This is a genomic window from Pseudoxanthomonas sp. F37 (genome assembly GCF_022965755.1).
GTDB lineage: Bacteria > Pseudomonadota > Gammaproteobacteria > Xanthomonadales > Xanthomonadaceae > Pseudoxanthomonas_A.
In genome coordinates, this window is the sequence record NZ_CP095187.1 from 3,216,164 (window position 1) to 3,231,778 (window position 15,615).

Sequence of the window (15,615 nt, forward strand, 5' to 3'; positions counted from 1 at the left end):
GGGCCCTCTCTTTGCGGGATGTCCCCGGCTCAATCGCAGTCCATGCGCCCTTTCGGCAACACCCGCGGGTTGCCCATCGCGAACAGGACGATGGTCCGCTCCCACATCTCGAACGAGGACACACCCGGCGTCACGCCGCAGGTGCTGGCGTACTCGAAACGCTCGCCATCGGTGGAGACGTACAGGTCGAACTTGATGGCGTCCGGCAGCGTGCTGGACACCATCAGCGTGGTCTGGCCGGCGTCGCCGCTGCGGGTGCCGCGCAGGTTGCCTGCGTCCGCTTGCGCCGGCGCCCAGGACACCACCTTGCCAGCGGCGACCTCCACCTGCAGGGCCAGCGCCGGAGAACCGCTGCCGATGGCGAAGCCCGGCGGCAGGTCGGCACGGGCCAGCGTGCGCGGCGGCCCATCCTTCGCAGCGACGGGCAGCAGCACCAGCCACGCGGCGAACAGGCAGATCCGCATCCAGACCTTCGGCATGGCTCAACCCTCCTCGGTGACGCGCAGCACTTCCTCGATCGTCGTCTCGCCCGCCAGCGCCTTGGCGATGCCGTCCTCGTACATGGTCTGCATGCCGGCCTCGCGCGCCAGCTGTTCGATCTCGCCCATGCCGGCGTGGCGCATGATGGCGCGGCGGATCCCGTCGTTCATCACCAGGAACTCGACGATGGTGGTGCGCCCCAGGTAGCCGGTCGGCGCGATGGCCGATCCGCGCGGACGGTAGAGGAATATCTCGCCCTGCGGCTGGAACCGGCGAAGCCCGAACTTTTCGATCTCCTCCGGCGAGGCCGCGTACTTCTCCGCGTGCGTGGGCTCCAGCCGGCGCACCAGGCGCTGGGCCAGGATGCCATTGATGGTGGAGGTCATCAGGTAGTCCTCCACGCCCATGTCGAGCATACGGGTGATGCCGCCGGCCGCGTTGTTGGTGTGCAGCGTACTGAGCACCAGGTGGCCGGTGAGCGCGGACTGGATGGCGATGCGCGCGGTTTCCAGGTCGCGCATTTCGCCGATCATGATAATGTCCGGATCCTGGCGGACGATGCTGCGCAGGGCGTGGGCGAAGTCCAGCCCGATCTGCGGCTTGGCCTGGATCTGGTTGATGCCCTCGATCTGGTATTCGACCGGGTCCTCGACGGTGATGATCTTCACGTCCGGCGTGTTGAGCCTGCTCAGCGCGGTGTACAGCGTGGTGGTCTTGCCCGAGCCGGTGGGACCGGTGACCAGCAGGATGCCGTGCGGTTGCTCCAGCACTTTCTGGAACTGGGGCAGGAAGGCATCGGTGAAGCCCAGCTTCTTGAAATCGAACACGACCGTCTCGCGGTCGAGCAGGCGCATCACCACGCTTTCGCCGTGCGCGGTGGGCACGGTACTGACGCGCAGGTCCAGCTCCTTGCCCTGCACGCGCAGCATGATGCGCCCGTCCTGCGGCAGGCGGCGCTCGGCGATGTTGAGCCGCGCCATGATCTTGATGCGGCTGATCACCGCGGCGGTGAGGTTGGCGGGCGGGCTTTCGCCCTCTTCCAGCACGCCGTCGATGCGGTAGCGCACCTTCAGGCGGTTCTCGAAGGGTTCGATGTGGATGTCGGACGCGCGCAGTTCGACGGCGCGCTGGATGACCAGGTTGACCAGGCGGATGACCGGCGCTTCGGACGCCAGGTCGCGCAGGTGTTCGACATCGTCCAGGTCGGCGGTGGCTTCGCCGTCGGCGTTCTCCACGATGGCGCCCATCGCGCTGCGGCCCTGGCCGTAGTAGCGCTCGATCAGGTCGCTGATCTCCGAACGCAGCGCCACCCTGACACGCACGTCGCGGCCGCTGGCCAGGCGCACGGCTTCCCGCGCGTAGGCGTCCTGCGGGTCGGCCATCAGCAGGTCGACGTGCGCTTCGTCCTCGCCGACCGGGCAGACATGGAACTGCTTGAGGAAACGGAGCGAAAGCGCCACCGACTCGGGCGGCACGTCGGGCATGTCCTTCGCCGTCACCAGCGGCAGCCCGAGCACCTCGGCGGCCGTCTCGGCATGGTCGCGCTCGGACACCAGCCCCAACCGCGACAGCAACGCCAGCAGGTCGCCCCCGGTCTCGTCCTGCAGGCGCCGCGCGCGCCCCAGGTCGGCTTCCTTCAGCCGCCCACGCGCCAGCAGCGCGGCAACGATGCGTTCGTCGGCGGAAAGCGAGGGGTCGGACACGACTGCGTTCACGGAGGGCCTCCTTCAGGTTTCCGACTTTATCAGGTCGGCGTGCGCCGGCAGCCTGACAACGGCGTTCCGGGGAATCCCGCCCGGGGCTGCAGCGGCCGGTCGCTTGCGGCAATGGCCCCCGTCGGCTGTCAACCCGACGCCAGCCGATGGGCGGGGCCCGGTGAACCGTACCTTCGCGAAGGGCCCGCGGGATCATTCCCGAGACGGCGCCCGTCAAGGAGACGGAGGGAACCGGCGTTATCGACACCGGCCACCCGGCGGGCGGTTGCCTGGCCCAGGTCGGCGCGTGCGAGAGCAGCTGCGCGGCGGCACGCTCGACACCTTGTCGCGACAGAGGGACGAGTCCGTGACGGAGACCCGGAATCACATGCCTTCAAATGTTAGTTGCATGGCATCCGGCGAACCGCTAGAAATCGACACAGCAATCAAGGACCGAGGCGCATGAACGGACGTGAGGCCAGATCGCTGCGTTCTTGCGCATGGGCAGCCCTTCTTCTCGGCGCCTGCTCGAAGACTCCCGAGTCGCCCATCGCGAAGACCCATCCGAATCCCACGCAGCGCTACGAGATCACGGTGGAACTGGTCGATCCGCCGGCCGACATCAAGAACATCTCCGGTATCGCCTATTTCAGTATTCCTGATGTCATCTGCATGCCCACGCCGGACCGTATCGCCGGATATACCCCTGGTTCCCGCTACGAGAAGAGGTTCTCTCTCGTTCCGACCGGAAGCAACATCTACAACGGCCACATCTTTCTCGACTGGCCCATCGACGAAGACTATTACGGACTTGGTTTATGCAAGTGGAAGTTCGCTTATGCGAGTGTAATTGTCGCGCGCGGAAACACCTTTCACCAGAGTACCCGGCTGAGTCTCGCTGAACTCAATGGCAAGGAGAAAACTGTCGGCTATTGCAGAACATCGATGCGCGACAAGTACGACTTCACCTGCTTCACTCCATTCGATGAAGGACTTGTCCAGGAACTGGATCCCATCTCATACAAGATGAAGATATCTTCAAGGAAGGAATGACATGTCAACGCTCACGGAATCGCATGCGAGGTTGTCGGAAAAGTCGTACTCGCCCCACCATGACCGGATCGACATCGAGGATTTCGAACTGGTCCAAGAACTTGGCACGCCGGCCGGTTATCACGGAGCGATCTATCGAAATGTCAAGACAAGAGATTACGTCGTAGCCCACACCGGCACCGAGTTCGATACCGACAAGCTCCGCGACGGACTGCTGACCGATGCCCAGATGGCGTTGCTGAAAGTGAACCAGCAACTGGATGACGCCCGTGACCTGGTGGAACTAGCCATCGAGATGGCCAAGCGAGACGGCAGCCAGGTCACTGTCACCGGGCATTCACTGGGTGGATTCCATGCTCAGGTCACTTGCCACGAGTACGGTCTGCGTGGCGAGACCTTCAATGCATACGGCGCGGCGGGCCTGTATGCCGTCCCCGAAGGCGGGACCCAGGTGATCAACCATGTTCGCGCCACCGACATGGTAGGCGCCGCCAACCGGCATTTCGGCGAAGTTCGCGTCTACGCCACGCAGCAGGATGTCGATGTAGTGCTCAAGCAGGGCCCGGCGCCCAGCCAGCAGAACCGATGGGAACTCATCGCTGACCTGCGCACTCTCGGCCCGGGCGCGACCCATGGTGCAGTGCAGTTCCATGGCGGCCACCGCACCGCCGAGTAACTGGCCGTCTACGGTCCGAACTCGCTTATCAATCGCGAAAGCCACGCGCTCTACCAACAGCACAAAGCCGAGTTCGACGCCTACCGGGAGAGCATGCGCTCGGCAACCGAGGACGTGGCGCTGGCGACGAAGCTCACCGGCGCGGGCATTGCTTACACGTCCGCGATCGGTTCCCAATACGCGATGCACAAGCTCCGGCACGGCGTGATGGGCAACGAAGTCCACGACGAACTGAGAGAGCTTCGACTGGCGGCGCAACGCGCGACGGACGAGAAAAATCGCGATTTCGTGCCGCCCGATCGACCGCTGATCCATCGAAATGGCGCTGGCAACCCCTTGGAGCAGATCGACGGACGGATACAGGATCTTCGCCGCGCACCCACGCCGGAGGACAGCCAATGCAGGCCGGAGCGCGGCAGTGGCTGGCCCTCGCGGCCCGCCGGCGATTCCGTACCGCCGCCGGTCTCGCTGCGCGACGATCCGCTTGCCTACATCGACCGCATGGTGGCCGCCTACGACGCCGGCGATCAGCGCGCTTTTCGCCGCATGACCCAGGCTGCGGCCAACGATCCTCATGCGAGGCGGGTAAACGCGACGGCGGCGGCGCAGGTGGATGCCGAAGAGCGGCAGCAAGCGCTGCTGGCACAGGTCACCGACCAACAGATTTCCGAGCAGAAGCAGGCCGCCGTATCGCCCGGCATCGCACGCTCCCTATGACAGTACCGTTGCCAAGGAAAGCGCGATGGACACCCACCAGATCACCGACCTCGTCGCCAGCGTGTCAGCCCTCATGGAGCGGTTCGAGCGCCGCACCCAGCAGATCGAGAGCGGCCTGCAGGCCGCGCATCGGCAGCTCCAGGACCTCTCGCGACAACTGCCTGAAACGCTCCGCCGGTCTGCCGACACGGAAATGAGGCATCTGCGGGACAGTGTCGCGAGCACCGTCGACGCGGGCCTCGGACAATCCGTTTCCACCTGCCAGGCACGCCTGGAGACGGCCACGCAAGATGCAAGGCAAGCCTCGCATGCGCTGGCGGCGCAGATCCACGCCGCCGGTGCACTCTACCGGCATCTGCTATGGAAGGTAGTCGGCGTCTGTCTGGCCAGTCTCGCCCTGATCGTTCTGGGCGGTGGCTGGCTTTCCAGACACTATTACGAGGAAATCCGCCGCCACCAGGTGTCGGCGCAACTGCTGCAAGCCTATGACGCGGCCGACGTGACCCTGTGCGATGGCAGGCTGTGCGCGAACATCGACCCGAAAGGCGACAGGTTTGGTGAGGACGGTCGGTATCGTCCGGTCCGGGATCGCCCGTGAGCGCCCGGACCGGGAGTCCTCAGCGCCCGCTCACCCCACCCACACCCGCGCGTTGCGGAACATGCGCAGCCACGGCGAATCCTCCGGCCAGCCGGCTGGATGCCAGCTGTGGTTGGCGCTGCGCGGCGTGCGTTCCGGGTGCGGCATCAGGATGGTGGCGCGGCCGTCGTCGCTGGTCAGGCCGGTGATGCCGTCGGGCGAGCCGTTCGGATTGAGCGGATACGTGGTCGCCACCGCGCCATCGCCGTCCACGTAGCGCAGCGCCACGCGCGCGGCCGCCTGGTCGACCGGACCGGCGAACTCGGCACGTCCTTCGCCGTGCGCCACGGCCACCGGGATGCGCGAGCCCGCCATGCCGCGGAAGAACACCGACGGCGATTCCTGCACTTCCAGCAGGGCGACGCGCGCCTCGAACTGCTCGCTCTGGTTGCGCAGGAACATCGGCCAGTGCTGCGCACCGGGGATGATGTCCTTCAACTGGCTCATCATCTGGCAGCCGTTGCAGACGCCCAGCGAGAACGTGTCGCCGCGGGCGAAGAACGCCGCGAAGGCATCGCGCAGCGCACTGCGCTCCAGGATGGAGGTCGCCCAGCCACGCCCCGCGCCCAGCACGTCGCCGTAGCTGAAGCCGCCGCAGGCGGCCAGGCCGCTGAAGTCCGCCAGCGACACGCGGCCGGCGATCAGGTCGCTCATGTGCACGTCGAACGCGTCGAAGCCGGCCCGGGTGAACGCAGACGCCATCTCGATCTGGCCGTTGACGCCCTGCTCGCGCAGGATCGCCACCTTCGGGCGCTTCCCGGAGGCGATGAACGGGGCCGCGACATCCTCGGCGGCATCGAACGACAGCTTCGGCTTCAGGCCGGAGCGGCCGAACTGGCGCGCGATCTCGCGTTCCTGGTCGGCGGCCTCCGGGTTGTCGCGCAGCTTCTGCATCGCATGCGTGACCGACCACCAGGCATCGAACAGTTCTTCCCAGCGCCATTCGGCCAGCACGTCGCCGTCCTGCTGCACGCGGATCGTCGCCGCCGTCGTCGGGCGCGCGATGCGCTGCGCGCATTCGGTCAGCGCATGGCGTTCCACCAGGTCCGCGAAGGCCGCCCTGTCTTCATCGGCCACCTGCACCACGGCGCCCAGCTCCTCGGCGAACAGCGTGCGGAACACGTCGTCGCCCCAGCCATCCAGGTTGATGTCCAGCCCGCGATGCGAAGCGAACGCCATCTCGCACAGCGCGGCGAAAGCGCCGCCGTCGCTGCGGTCGTGGTAGGCCAGCAGCAGGCCGGCTTCGCGCGCATCGGTGATGAGGTGGAAGAAATCGCGCAGGCGCTGCGGATCGTCCAGGTCGGGCACGCCCTCGCCGGCGAAGGCCGGCCACGCGGCATCGCCACCGGACTGCGGATGGACCTGCGCCAGGATCGATCCGCCCAGGCGCTTCTTGCCGGCGCCCAGGCCGATCAGCCACAGCTCGCTGTCGTCTTCGCGCGACAGCAGCGGGGTCAGCTGCTGGCGCACGTCGGTGACGGGCGCGAACGCGCTGATGACCAGCGAGACCGGCGACACCGATTTGTGCGTTTCACCGGGAATGGGGAATGGGGAATGGGGAATGGTGGAAGCGGCATCTCCGGCGGTCGACGCTTCCTGCTCCTGCCGATTCCCGGCTCCCGATTCCCGATTCCCGACCTGCCATTGCGCCTGCATCGACAGCGAGTCCTTGCCCACCGGAATGCTGATGTCCAGCTCGGGACACAGCTCCATGCCGACGGCCTTCACCGCATCGAACAGCAGCGCATCCTCGCCGGGGTGGCCGGCGGCGGCCATCCAGTTGGCCGACAGCTTCACCCGGTGCAGCGATTCCACCGGCGCGGCGCACAGGTTGGTGATCGCTTCGCCCACCGCCATGCGCGCGGCGGCGGCGGTGTCGAGCAGGGCCAGCGGGGTGCGCTCGCCGATGGCCATGGCTTCGCCGACGTAGCCTTCGTAGCCGCTCAGCGTGATGGCGCAATCGGCCACCGGCATCTGCCACGGGCCGACCAGCTGGTCGCGCGCGGTCAATCCGCCGACGCTGCGGTCGCCGATGGTGATCAGGAACTGCTTGGCCGCCACGGTCGGATGCGCCAGCACGCGCAGGCCCGCCTCGCGCAGGTCCAGTGCCTCGGTCTGCAGCGCGGGCCACTTCGGCGGGGCCGGATGCGTGGTGTCGCGATGCATCTTCGGCGGCTTGCCGAACAGCACGTCCATCGGCAGGTCGATCGGCGCATCGACGGGGATGTTGCCCGGGGTGGCGCCGTAGGCGACGACCAGGTGTTCCTCCCTGGTCGCCACGCCGACGGCCGCGAACGGGCAACGCTCGCGTTCGCAGATCGCCGCGAATTCGGCCAGCCGCGCCTGCGGCACGCCCAGCACGTAGCGTTCCTGCGATTCGTTGCACCACAGCTGCATCGGCGACAGCGAGGGATCGTCGCTGGGCACCTTGCCCAGGTCGATCACGCCGCCCACGCCGGAATCGTGCAGCAGTTCCGGGATCGCGTTGGACAGGCCGCCGGCGCCCACGTCATGGAACCACAGGATCGGATTGTCCTGGCCCATCGCCACGCAGCGGTCGATGACTTCCTGGCAGCGGCGCTCCATCTCGGGGTTGTCGCGCTGCACGCTGGCGAAATCCAGGTCCTCGGCGCTTTCGCCCGAAGCGACCGAACTGGCCGCGCCGCCGCCCAGGCCGATCAGCATGGCCGGGCCACCCAGCACGATGACGGCGTCGCCGGGCGACAGCGTCTTCTTCTCCACCTGGATGCGGTCGATCGCGCCCAGGCCACCAGCCAGCATGATCGGCTTGTCGTAGGCGCGGGTCAGCGCCTCGCCTTCGGGCAGTTCGAAGCTGCGGAAATAGCCCAGCAGGTTCGGCCGGCCGAACTCGTTGTTGAACGCGGCGCCGCCCAGCGGACCGTCCAGCATGATGTCCAGCGCCGGCGCCATGCGCGGATTCAGCGCGCGCGGCGTCTCCCAGGGCTGGGGCAGCGTGGGGATGCGCAGGTGCGAGACCGAGAAGCCGGTCAGGCCCGCCTTGGGCTTGCCGCCACGGCCGGTGGCGCCTTCGTCGCGGATCTCGCCGCCGGCACCGGTGCTGGCGCCGGGGAACGGCGCGATCGCGGTCGGGTGGTTGTGCGTCTCCACCTTGATGCAGAACGCGGAGTCGAGCGTCGCTTCGACCCGGTACTGGCCGCTGCCGTCCGGGCGGAAACGCGCGGCCGGATAGCCTTCCAGCACGGCGGCATTGTCGCTGTAGGCGCTGAGCGTGTGCTCCGGCGTCTGCGCGTGGGTGTGCTTGATCATCCGGAACAGGGAACGGTCCTGCTCCTTGCCGTCGATGGTCCAGCTGGCGTTGAAGATCTTGTGCCGGCAGTGCTCGGAGTTGGCCTGCGCGAACATCATCAGTTCGACATCGGACGGATCCCGGCCCAGCTCGGCGTAGCGCGCGCGCAGGTAGTCGATCTCGTCGTCGGCCAGCGCCAGGCCCAGGCGCGCGTTCGCGGCCTCCAGCTGCGCCAGCGGGATGCGCTCCAGCATGCCGCGTGCCGGGGCGGTGAACAGTGCCTGCGCCTGCTCGCGGCTGGCGAGCAGGGATTGCGTCATCGGGTCGTGCAGCGCCTTGGCCAGTGCCGGCGAGGCATCGTCCCAGCCCTCCAGGTCGATGCGCAGGCCGCGCTCGACGCGCTTCACCGGCTGGCCGGCGCCGCGCAGCAGCTCGGTGGCCTTGCTGGCCCACGGCGACAGCGTGCCCAGGCGCGGGGTGACGAAGCGGGAGACCGTGCCGTCCGCCTGCGGGGCATCGCCCTGGTTGGCCTGCAGCACGCGCCGCAGCGTGGCCAGGTCCGGGCTGGCGCCCGGGTCCGCCTCGACGAAGTACACGTGCCAGGCACCGCGGACACGGACGGCGGGGGCGCTGGACTGGAGCTTGGATTCGAGCCGCGCGCGGCGGAAATGCGACAAGGCCGATTGGCCTTCGAGGACGATCATGTCCGGGAACCGTGGGGGCGTGCCGTCAGGACGGGGCCCGCTATTGTAGCGAAGCCGGCCCGGGGCCGGCTTCCCTGGCGTCAGGGGGCGGCGCCCGCGGCGGCGGCCGGGGCCTTTTTCGCCGCCAGCTCGTCCAGCTTGGCCCGCAGCGCGGCCGGCGGCAGGTAGCCGCCCAGCTGGACGCCTTCGGCCGAATAGATGGCCGGGGTGCCGCTGACGCCCACGCGCTGGCCGACGTCGTATTCCATCGTCACCGGGTTCTTGCAGTCGCGGGGGGCGACCGGCTTGCCGGCCTTGGCGTCGGTCAGCGCGCGCTTGCGGTCGGGCGAGCACCAGACCGAGATCATGTCCTTGTGGTCCTGGCTGCCCAGGCCCATGCGCGGGAACGCCAGGTACTCCACGGCGATGCCGAGGCGGTTGAGCTCGCCCACTTCGCCATGCAGCTTGCGGCAATAGCCGCATTCGATGTCGGTGAACACGGTGACGGTGTACTTGGCATTCGGCGGCGCGAACACGATGCGTTCGGCATGCGGGATGGTGGCGATCAGCTTGCGGCGATGCTCGGCCAGCGCGGGGCTGTTCTGCATCAGGTCTTCCTGCGCCTCCAGGTCGAGCACGGCGCCCTGCATCAGGTAGCGGCCATCGTCGCTGACATAGAGCAGCTGGCCGCCGGCGATCACCTCGCGGAAGCCCGGCAGCGGTGCCGCACCCACGTATTCCACCTTGGCGCGGGGGTTGAGCTTGGCGATCGCGGCCCGGGCGCGGTCCTCCGCCGAGCCGCTGGCGGCCGTCGACGCCGCGGCGGGCTTGGCCGTGGCCGGCTTGTCGGCGGCAGGCGCTTGCGGGGCCTGCGCGCACGCGGTCAGGCTGAGGGCGCCCAGCAGGGCGGCGGTGATCAGGCGGGGCATCAGGACCATCCGGTGGAGCCGCGAGGCGGCGAGTGGCGGAGAGAGGTGCCGATTCTGGCACACGCCGGCGGGCGGCCGGCTTAACCGGCTGCAAGCGTGACCGGGTTCATGCGCGCGGGTGATGGCGGCCGTGCAGCTGCTTGAGGTGTTCTCGCGCCACCAGGGTGTAGATCTGCGTGGTGGACAGCGAACTGTGCCCCAGCAGCAGCTGCAACGCGCGCAGGTCGGCGCCACGGTTGAGCAGATGGGTGGCGAAGCTGTGCCGCAGACCGTGCGGACTGATGCGGGCAGGGTCGATGCCGGCCACCGCCGCGTACCGCTTCACCAGAGCCCAGAACTGCTGCCGGGTCGGCGGCTGGCCGTCCGTGCCGAGGAACAGCCACGGCAGGCTGCGTTTGCCGGCCAGGACAGGCCGGGCCTGCGCCAGGTAGGTTTCCAGCCAGTGCTGGGATTCCTCGCCCAAGGGCACCAGCCGGTCCTTGCTGCCCTTGCCGGTGACCCGCAGTACGCCCTGGCGCAGGTTGACCGCGGTAGCCGGCAGGTTGACCAGCTCGCTGACGCGCAGGCCGGCGGCGTACATCAGTTCCAGCATGGCGCGGTCGCGCAGGCCAGGCGGCGTGGCCGTGTCGGGAGCGGCCAGCAACGCATCGATTTCGGTTTCGGCCAGCGCCTTGGGCAGCGAGCGCGGCAGGCGCGGCGGGTCCAGCAGAGCGGTCGGATCGTCGCGCCGCAGCCCCTGCCGCAGCCGGTAGGCGAAGAAGGCCCTCAGGGCCGACAGCAGGCGCGCGTTGCTGCGCGGCGAATAGCCCTGGCGCGTGCGCCAGGCCAGATAGTCGAACAGGCCCGCGCGATCGGCCCCGGCCAGTCCACCCTCGCGGCCATCGCGCCAGCGGGCGAAACCCTCCAGGTCGCGCCGGTAGCTGTCCAGCGTGGGCCGGGCCAGCCCGTTCTCGGCCCAGACCGCATCGAGGAAGGCCGCGATGTCGGTGGCGTCGGCCCCGGGTACGGGCGGCAAGGCCTGGGCCTGATGGCGGCGTTCGGCGGGCGTGCGGGCGGGCATGCGACAAGCTTAGGCGATGCCCGCGCTCCTTGTGAGGCCGGCGTCAGTCGCGATCAGGGGTGCGGGAAAGCCGGCGACGCCAGGAAGGATACAGCCCTCGCCATTGGCGTCGCTGCCACAGGAGCTTGGGTGGCGTTAGCCGGTATCCTGTCGCGATGGAATCCGCCCCCGCCATCGAGAAACCCCGTGCCCTGATCGGCTGGCGCCTGCTCGCCCTGCTCTACGACGTCTGGCCGGTGCTGGCGATGTGGCTGGCCGTGGCCATCCCGTTCGTCCTGGTCGATGTGGTGATCAGCGGCGACGTCCGCCACAACATCGCGCCCTTCAGCCCGATGTGGTGGCTGTTGTGGGCCTGTTGCTGGGGCGTCGCCGGCCTGTACGCCACCTTCAGCTGGCTGCGCGGCGGACAGACACTGGGCATGCGGCCGTGGCGGCTGAAAGTGACCGCACCTGACGGCAGCGCGCCGACCCTCGCCGCGCTGTGGCGCCGCTATGCGCTGGCCACGATGTCCACGCTCGCCGGAGGCCTTGGCTTCTGGTGGGCCTGGCTGGACCGCGACCGCCTGACCTGGCACGACCGCGTCAGCGGCACGCGCATGGTGCGGCTGCCCAAGCGCGCCTGAGGCCGCGTCAGCGGCTGCGTCGCCGGAACATCAGCCAGGAGATGCCCAGCAGGGCGAACGGCGGGATGGCGTAGGCGATGCGGTAGTCCAGCCGGAACGCCCCGGCCAGCCGCACGAACATCGTCTGCAGCACCCAGAAGCCCACGGCGAACACGATGCCCAGGAACAGCCGCTTGCCCATGCCGCCGCTGCGCAGGCTGCCGAAGGCGAAGGGAATGGCGGCCAGGCACAGCGCCAGCACGTTGAGCGGATAGAACCAGCGCGCCCAGTACTGGTCCTCGTAGTCGCGCGCGTCCAGTCCGTTGCGCTTGCGGTAGTCGATGTTCTGGCTCAGCTCGTGGCTGGGCATGTTGCGCGCGCGCACCAGGCTGGACGACAGCACCGAGGCGTCCAGTTCCGACTCCCAGCGCTCGCCCAGCACCGTGACCTGGGTGGCGGAGCGCTCGTTGAAGGTGGTGCGGCGGACGTTCTTCAGCAGCCAGTAGCCGTCCAGGTGTTCGGCGCTGGCGGCGTGCGCGATGGAGGCCAGCCGGCCGTCGTCGGCCAGCTCGTACATGCGCACGTCGCGCAGCTGCAGCGACACCTTGCCGCCGGGCTGCTCGCGCTCCTCGCCGCTCTGCGCGTAGAGGAACGTGTTGCCTTCGCGCGCCCACAGCCCGGAATAGCGGTCCATCGCCACGTTGCCGGTGCGGGCGCTCATCTTCAGTGTGTCGGCCTGGCGCTGGCCCCACGGACCCAGGGTTTCACCGCTGACCACCATCAGGCCGGTCAACAGCGCCAGCGCCGCCGCCACGGAGACGCTCAACCGCCGCCGCGACAGGCCGAGCGCACGCAACGCGGTCAGTTCCGAGCTGGCCGCCAGCTGGCCCAGCCCCATCAGCGAGCCGATCACCGCCGCGGTGGGAAACATCGTGTAGGCGCGGCGCGGCACCGTGTACAGCACCCAGGCCACGGCATGGCCGAAGGTGTAGTTGCCGGTGCCCAGGTCGCCGATCTCGCCGGACAGCGCCATCACCACGTCCAGGCCCACCAGCACCGCCCAGGCCAGCAGGACGGTGACCAGCACCACCTGGCCCACGTAGGTGTCGTGCAGGCGGGGCATGAGCCTCATGCGGGCCTCCGCGGCCGGGACGGCCGCCCGTCGCGCAGATAGAACCAGACCGACGCGGCCAGCAGCGGCAGGGTCAGCCACCACAGGCCGGCCATGCCGGGCAGCTTGTCGTCGCTGAGCCACTGGGTGCCGTTGAACATCAGGCTGATGCCCACCAGGTAGGCCAGGAAGCCCAGCATCACCCGTCCGTAGCGGGTCTGACGGGGCGAACTGCGCGACAGCGGCAGGGTCAGCAGCGCGAACGCCAGCGCCAGCAGCGGCGGCGTCAGGCGCGCGTGCAACTGGGCATTGGCGGCCGGACGCGCGTCGCCCAGCAGGTTCGAGGTGGGCTGCAGCGAGGGATCGTCCTTGTCCAGGGTATCGGCGCGGTCCGGCAGGGCGACTTCGTTGGACTTGTAACGGATCAGCCGGTAATCCAGGCCGGGACCGTCGGGCCCCTCGACGCGGAAGCCGTCATCCAGCCTCAGGTAACGGTTGCGCTCGCCCTCGAAGAACATCTGCCCGGACCGGGCCGTCACCACGTCGATGCGGCCGTCCTTCGCCCGGTGCATGAACACCCTGCTCAGGCCGGTCCCGTCCGGGGTCAGCGTGCTCACGTAGACCACCGCACCGCTGGACAGCACGGTGAACTTGCCGGCGTCCAGACCCGATACCACCAGGCTGCGGTTGGCGTGGTCCAGCATCTCCTGCGCCGTGCGCAGCGCCCACGGCCCCAGCCACAGCGAGCACAGACCGACCACCCCCACCACCGGCACCACCAGCATCAGCAGCGGCCGCAGCAGGCGTCGCGGGCCGATGCCGGCCGCCGTCAGCACCGCCATTTCCGAATCCCGGTACAGGCGCGAGAACGCCAGCAGCAGCCCCAGCATCAGCGCCAGCGGGATGATGTAGGGCATGTAATTGAGGAACTGCAGCCCCAGCTGCGACAGCAGCAGGCGGGCGGGCACCTTGCCGTCGGCCACGTCCCCCAGCAGGTCCGCCATCACGCCACCCACGCTGACCATCAGCAGGATGATCAGGGTGGCCAGGAAACTCTGGGTGAATTCCCGGAACAGGTAGCGGTCCAGCTTCGGCATCAGGAGGGCTTGATCTACAATCTCGGGCTTGTGCGCCGCACCTGCGGCGGCGGTCTCTGCGGTCCGGGATGGCGCCAGCCACCTTTCATCCGGCCCGCGATTGTACGTAACTGAACCGGGAATCTGATCAATGACGCTGGAATTCACCCTGAACCGCGAAGCCCCCGCCCGGGCCGGTGTCGACTGCCTCGTGGTAGGCGCCTGGGCCGACAAGAGCCTCACGCCGGCCGCGCAGGCCGTGGATGCGGCCAGTGGCGGCAAGCTGTCGGCCCTGGTCCAGCGCGGCGATGTCGGCGGCAAGACGGGCAAGACCACCCTGCTGCACGACCTGCCGGGCGTGGCCGCACCGCGCGTGCTGGTGGTGGGGCTGGGCGAAACCGCCAAGTTCGGCGTGGCCCAGTACCTGAAGGCCGTCGGCGATGCGGCGCGCGCGCTGAAGACCGGCCCGGCGAAGTCGGCGCTGTTCACCCTGTCCGAAGTGGACGTGAAGGACCGCGATGCCGCCTGGAAGATCCGCCAGGCCGTGATCGCGGCCGACCACGCCTGCTACCGCTACACCGCCACGCTGGGCAAGAAGAAGAACGACGACCCGGGCCTGGTCCGCTTCGACGTCAGTGGCGACGACGCCCAGGCGCTGGCGCAGGGCGTGGCCATCGCCGCGGGCGTGCAGACCACCCGCGAGCTCGGCAACCTGCCGCCGAACATCTGCAACCCGGCCTACCTGGCCGAGCAGGCCCAGAAGCTGGCCGCCGAAAACGGCGCCGAGGCCGAGATCCTCGACGAGGCGCAGATGGAGGCGCTGGGCATGGGTTCGCTGCTGGCCGTGGCCCGCGGCTCGGCCAACCGCCCGCGCCTGATCGTGCTGAAGTGGAACGGGGGCGGCGATGCCAGGCCGTACGTGCTGGTCGGCAAGGGCATCACCTTCGACACCGGCGGCGTGAACCTGAAGACCCAGGGCGGCATCGAGGAGATGAAGTACGACATGCTGGGCGCCGGCAGCGTCATCGGCACCTTCGTGGCCGCGGCGAAGATGAAGCTGCCGCTGAACCTGGTGGTCATCGTGCCGGCGGTGGAGAACGCCATCGACGGCAATGCCTACCGCCCGTCCGACGTCATCACCAGCATGTCCGGCAAGACGATCGAAGTGGGCAACACCGACGCCGAGGGCCGCCTGATCCTGTGCGACGCGCTGACCTACGCCGAGCGCTTCAAGCCCGCCGCGCTGGTCGACGTGGCTACCCTGACCGGCGCCTGCATCGTGGCGCTGGGTCGCTACGCCAGCGGCCTGATGAGCAAGCACGACGACCTCAGCAACGAGCTGCTGGGCGCCGGCGAAACCGTGTTCGACCGCGCCTGGCGCCTGCCGCTGTGGGACGAATACCAGACCCAGCTGGAATCCAGCTTCGCCGACGTCTACAACATCGGCGGCCGCTGGGCCGGCGCCATCACCGCCGGCTGCTTCCTGGCCCGCTTCACCGAAGGCCAGCGCTGGGCGCACCTGGACATCGCCGGCGTGTCCAACGACGAAGGCAAGCGCGGCATGGCCACCGGCCGCCCGGTCGGCCTGCTGAGCCAGTGGCTGCTGGACCGGAGCAGCGAGAAGTGAGC

The 15,615-nt window shown here is 68.7% G+C and carries 13 protein-coding genes; 6 read left to right on the plus strand and 7 right to left on the minus strand.

Translation table 11 applies throughout. The features are described from left to right. Positions 1-29 precede the first annotated feature (29 nt). Both MUU77_RS15165 and gspE read right to left on the minus strand, forming a co-directional pair. Positions 30-479, minus strand: coding sequence for a hypothetical protein (locus MUU77_RS15165; protein ID WP_245088515.1), 450 nt, complete (start codon positions 477-479; stop codon positions 30-32). 3 nt (positions 480-482) lie between these two features. Then, the gene (gene gspE / locus MUU77_RS15170; RefSeq protein WP_245088517.1) at positions 483-2,195 is read right to left on the minus strand and encodes a type II secretion system ATPase GspE; all 1,713 of its coding nucleotides are present in this window, start codon (positions 2,193-2,195) and stop codon (positions 483-485) included. Positions 2,196-2,636: 441 nt separating this feature from the next. Between gspE and MUU77_RS15175 the strand changes: the two genes are divergently transcribed. From MUU77_RS15175 to MUU77_RS15190, 4 genes are all read left to right on the plus strand, one after another. Then, entirely contained in the window at positions 2,637-3,227 is a 591-nt protein-coding gene (locus MUU77_RS15175; protein ID WP_245088519.1) for a hypothetical protein, read from the plus strand. A 1-nt stretch (position 3,228) separates the two neighbouring features. Next, entirely contained in the window at positions 3,229-3,903 is a 675-nt protein-coding gene (locus MUU77_RS15180) for a hypothetical protein (RefSeq protein ID WP_245088521.1), read from the plus strand. 93 nt (positions 3,904-3,996) lie between these two features. Beyond that, a complete protein-coding gene (locus tag MUU77_RS15185) occupies positions 3,997-4,620 on the plus strand; it encodes a hypothetical protein (RefSeq protein ID WP_245088523.1) in 624 nt (207 codons plus the stop codon). 25 nt (positions 4,621-4,645) lie between these two features. Beyond that, complete coding sequence (locus MUU77_RS15190; RefSeq protein ID WP_245088525.1) at positions 4,646-5,218, plus strand: relaxation protein; 573 nt, start codon at positions 4,646-4,648, stop codon at positions 5,216-5,218. Between the two features lie 30 nt (positions 5,219-5,248). Here the strand turns inward: MUU77_RS15190 and purL are convergent, their stop codons facing one another. The 3 genes from purL to xerD form a co-directional block, all read right to left on the minus strand. Then, on the minus strand, positions 5,249-9,229 hold the full coding sequence (gene purL / locus MUU77_RS15195; RefSeq protein WP_245088527.1) for a phosphoribosylformylglycinamidine synthase: 3,981 nt from the start codon (positions 9,227-9,229) through the stop codon (positions 5,249-5,251). Between the two features lie 80 nt (positions 9,230-9,309). Then, on the minus strand, positions 9,310-10,137 hold the full coding sequence (locus MUU77_RS15200) for a thioredoxin fold domain-containing protein (protein WP_245088529.1): 828 nt from the start codon (positions 10,135-10,137) through the stop codon (positions 9,310-9,312). 106 nt (positions 10,138-10,243) lie between these two features. Further along, entirely contained in the window at positions 10,244-11,197 is a 954-nt protein-coding gene (xerD, locus tag MUU77_RS15205) for a site-specific tyrosine recombinase XerD (RefSeq protein ID WP_245088531.1), read from the minus strand. Between the two features lie 155 nt (positions 11,198-11,352). On the opposite strand from xerD, the gene MUU77_RS15210 reads away from it, so the two are divergent. Beyond that, on the plus strand, positions 11,353-11,820 hold the full coding sequence (locus tag MUU77_RS15210; RefSeq protein ID WP_245088533.1) for an RDD family protein: 468 nt from the start codon (positions 11,353-11,355) through the stop codon (positions 11,818-11,820). A gap of 7 nt (positions 11,821-11,827) precedes the next feature. Here MUU77_RS15210 and lptG read toward each other — a convergent pair whose 3' ends face one another. Next, positions 11,828-12,931, minus strand: coding sequence for an LPS export ABC transporter permease LptG (gene lptG / locus MUU77_RS15215; RefSeq protein ID WP_245088535.1), 1,104 nt, complete (start codon positions 12,929-12,931; stop codon positions 11,828-11,830). Then, positions 12,928-14,007, minus strand: coding sequence for an LPS export ABC transporter permease LptF (gene lptF, locus MUU77_RS15220; protein ID WP_245088537.1), 1,080 nt, complete (start codon positions 14,005-14,007; stop codon positions 12,928-12,930). Before lptF ends, lptG begins: the two co-directional genes overlap by 4 nt. Positions 14,008-14,137: 130 nt before the next feature. Here lptF and MUU77_RS15225 point away from each other — a divergent pair, with 130 nt between their 5' ends. After that, positions 14,138-15,613: a leucyl aminopeptidase gene (locus MUU77_RS15225; protein WP_245088539.1), complete on the plus strand. Its 1,476-nt coding sequence runs from the start codon at positions 14,138-14,140 to the stop codon at positions 15,611-15,613. Positions 15,614-15,615: the final 2 nt, after the last annotated feature.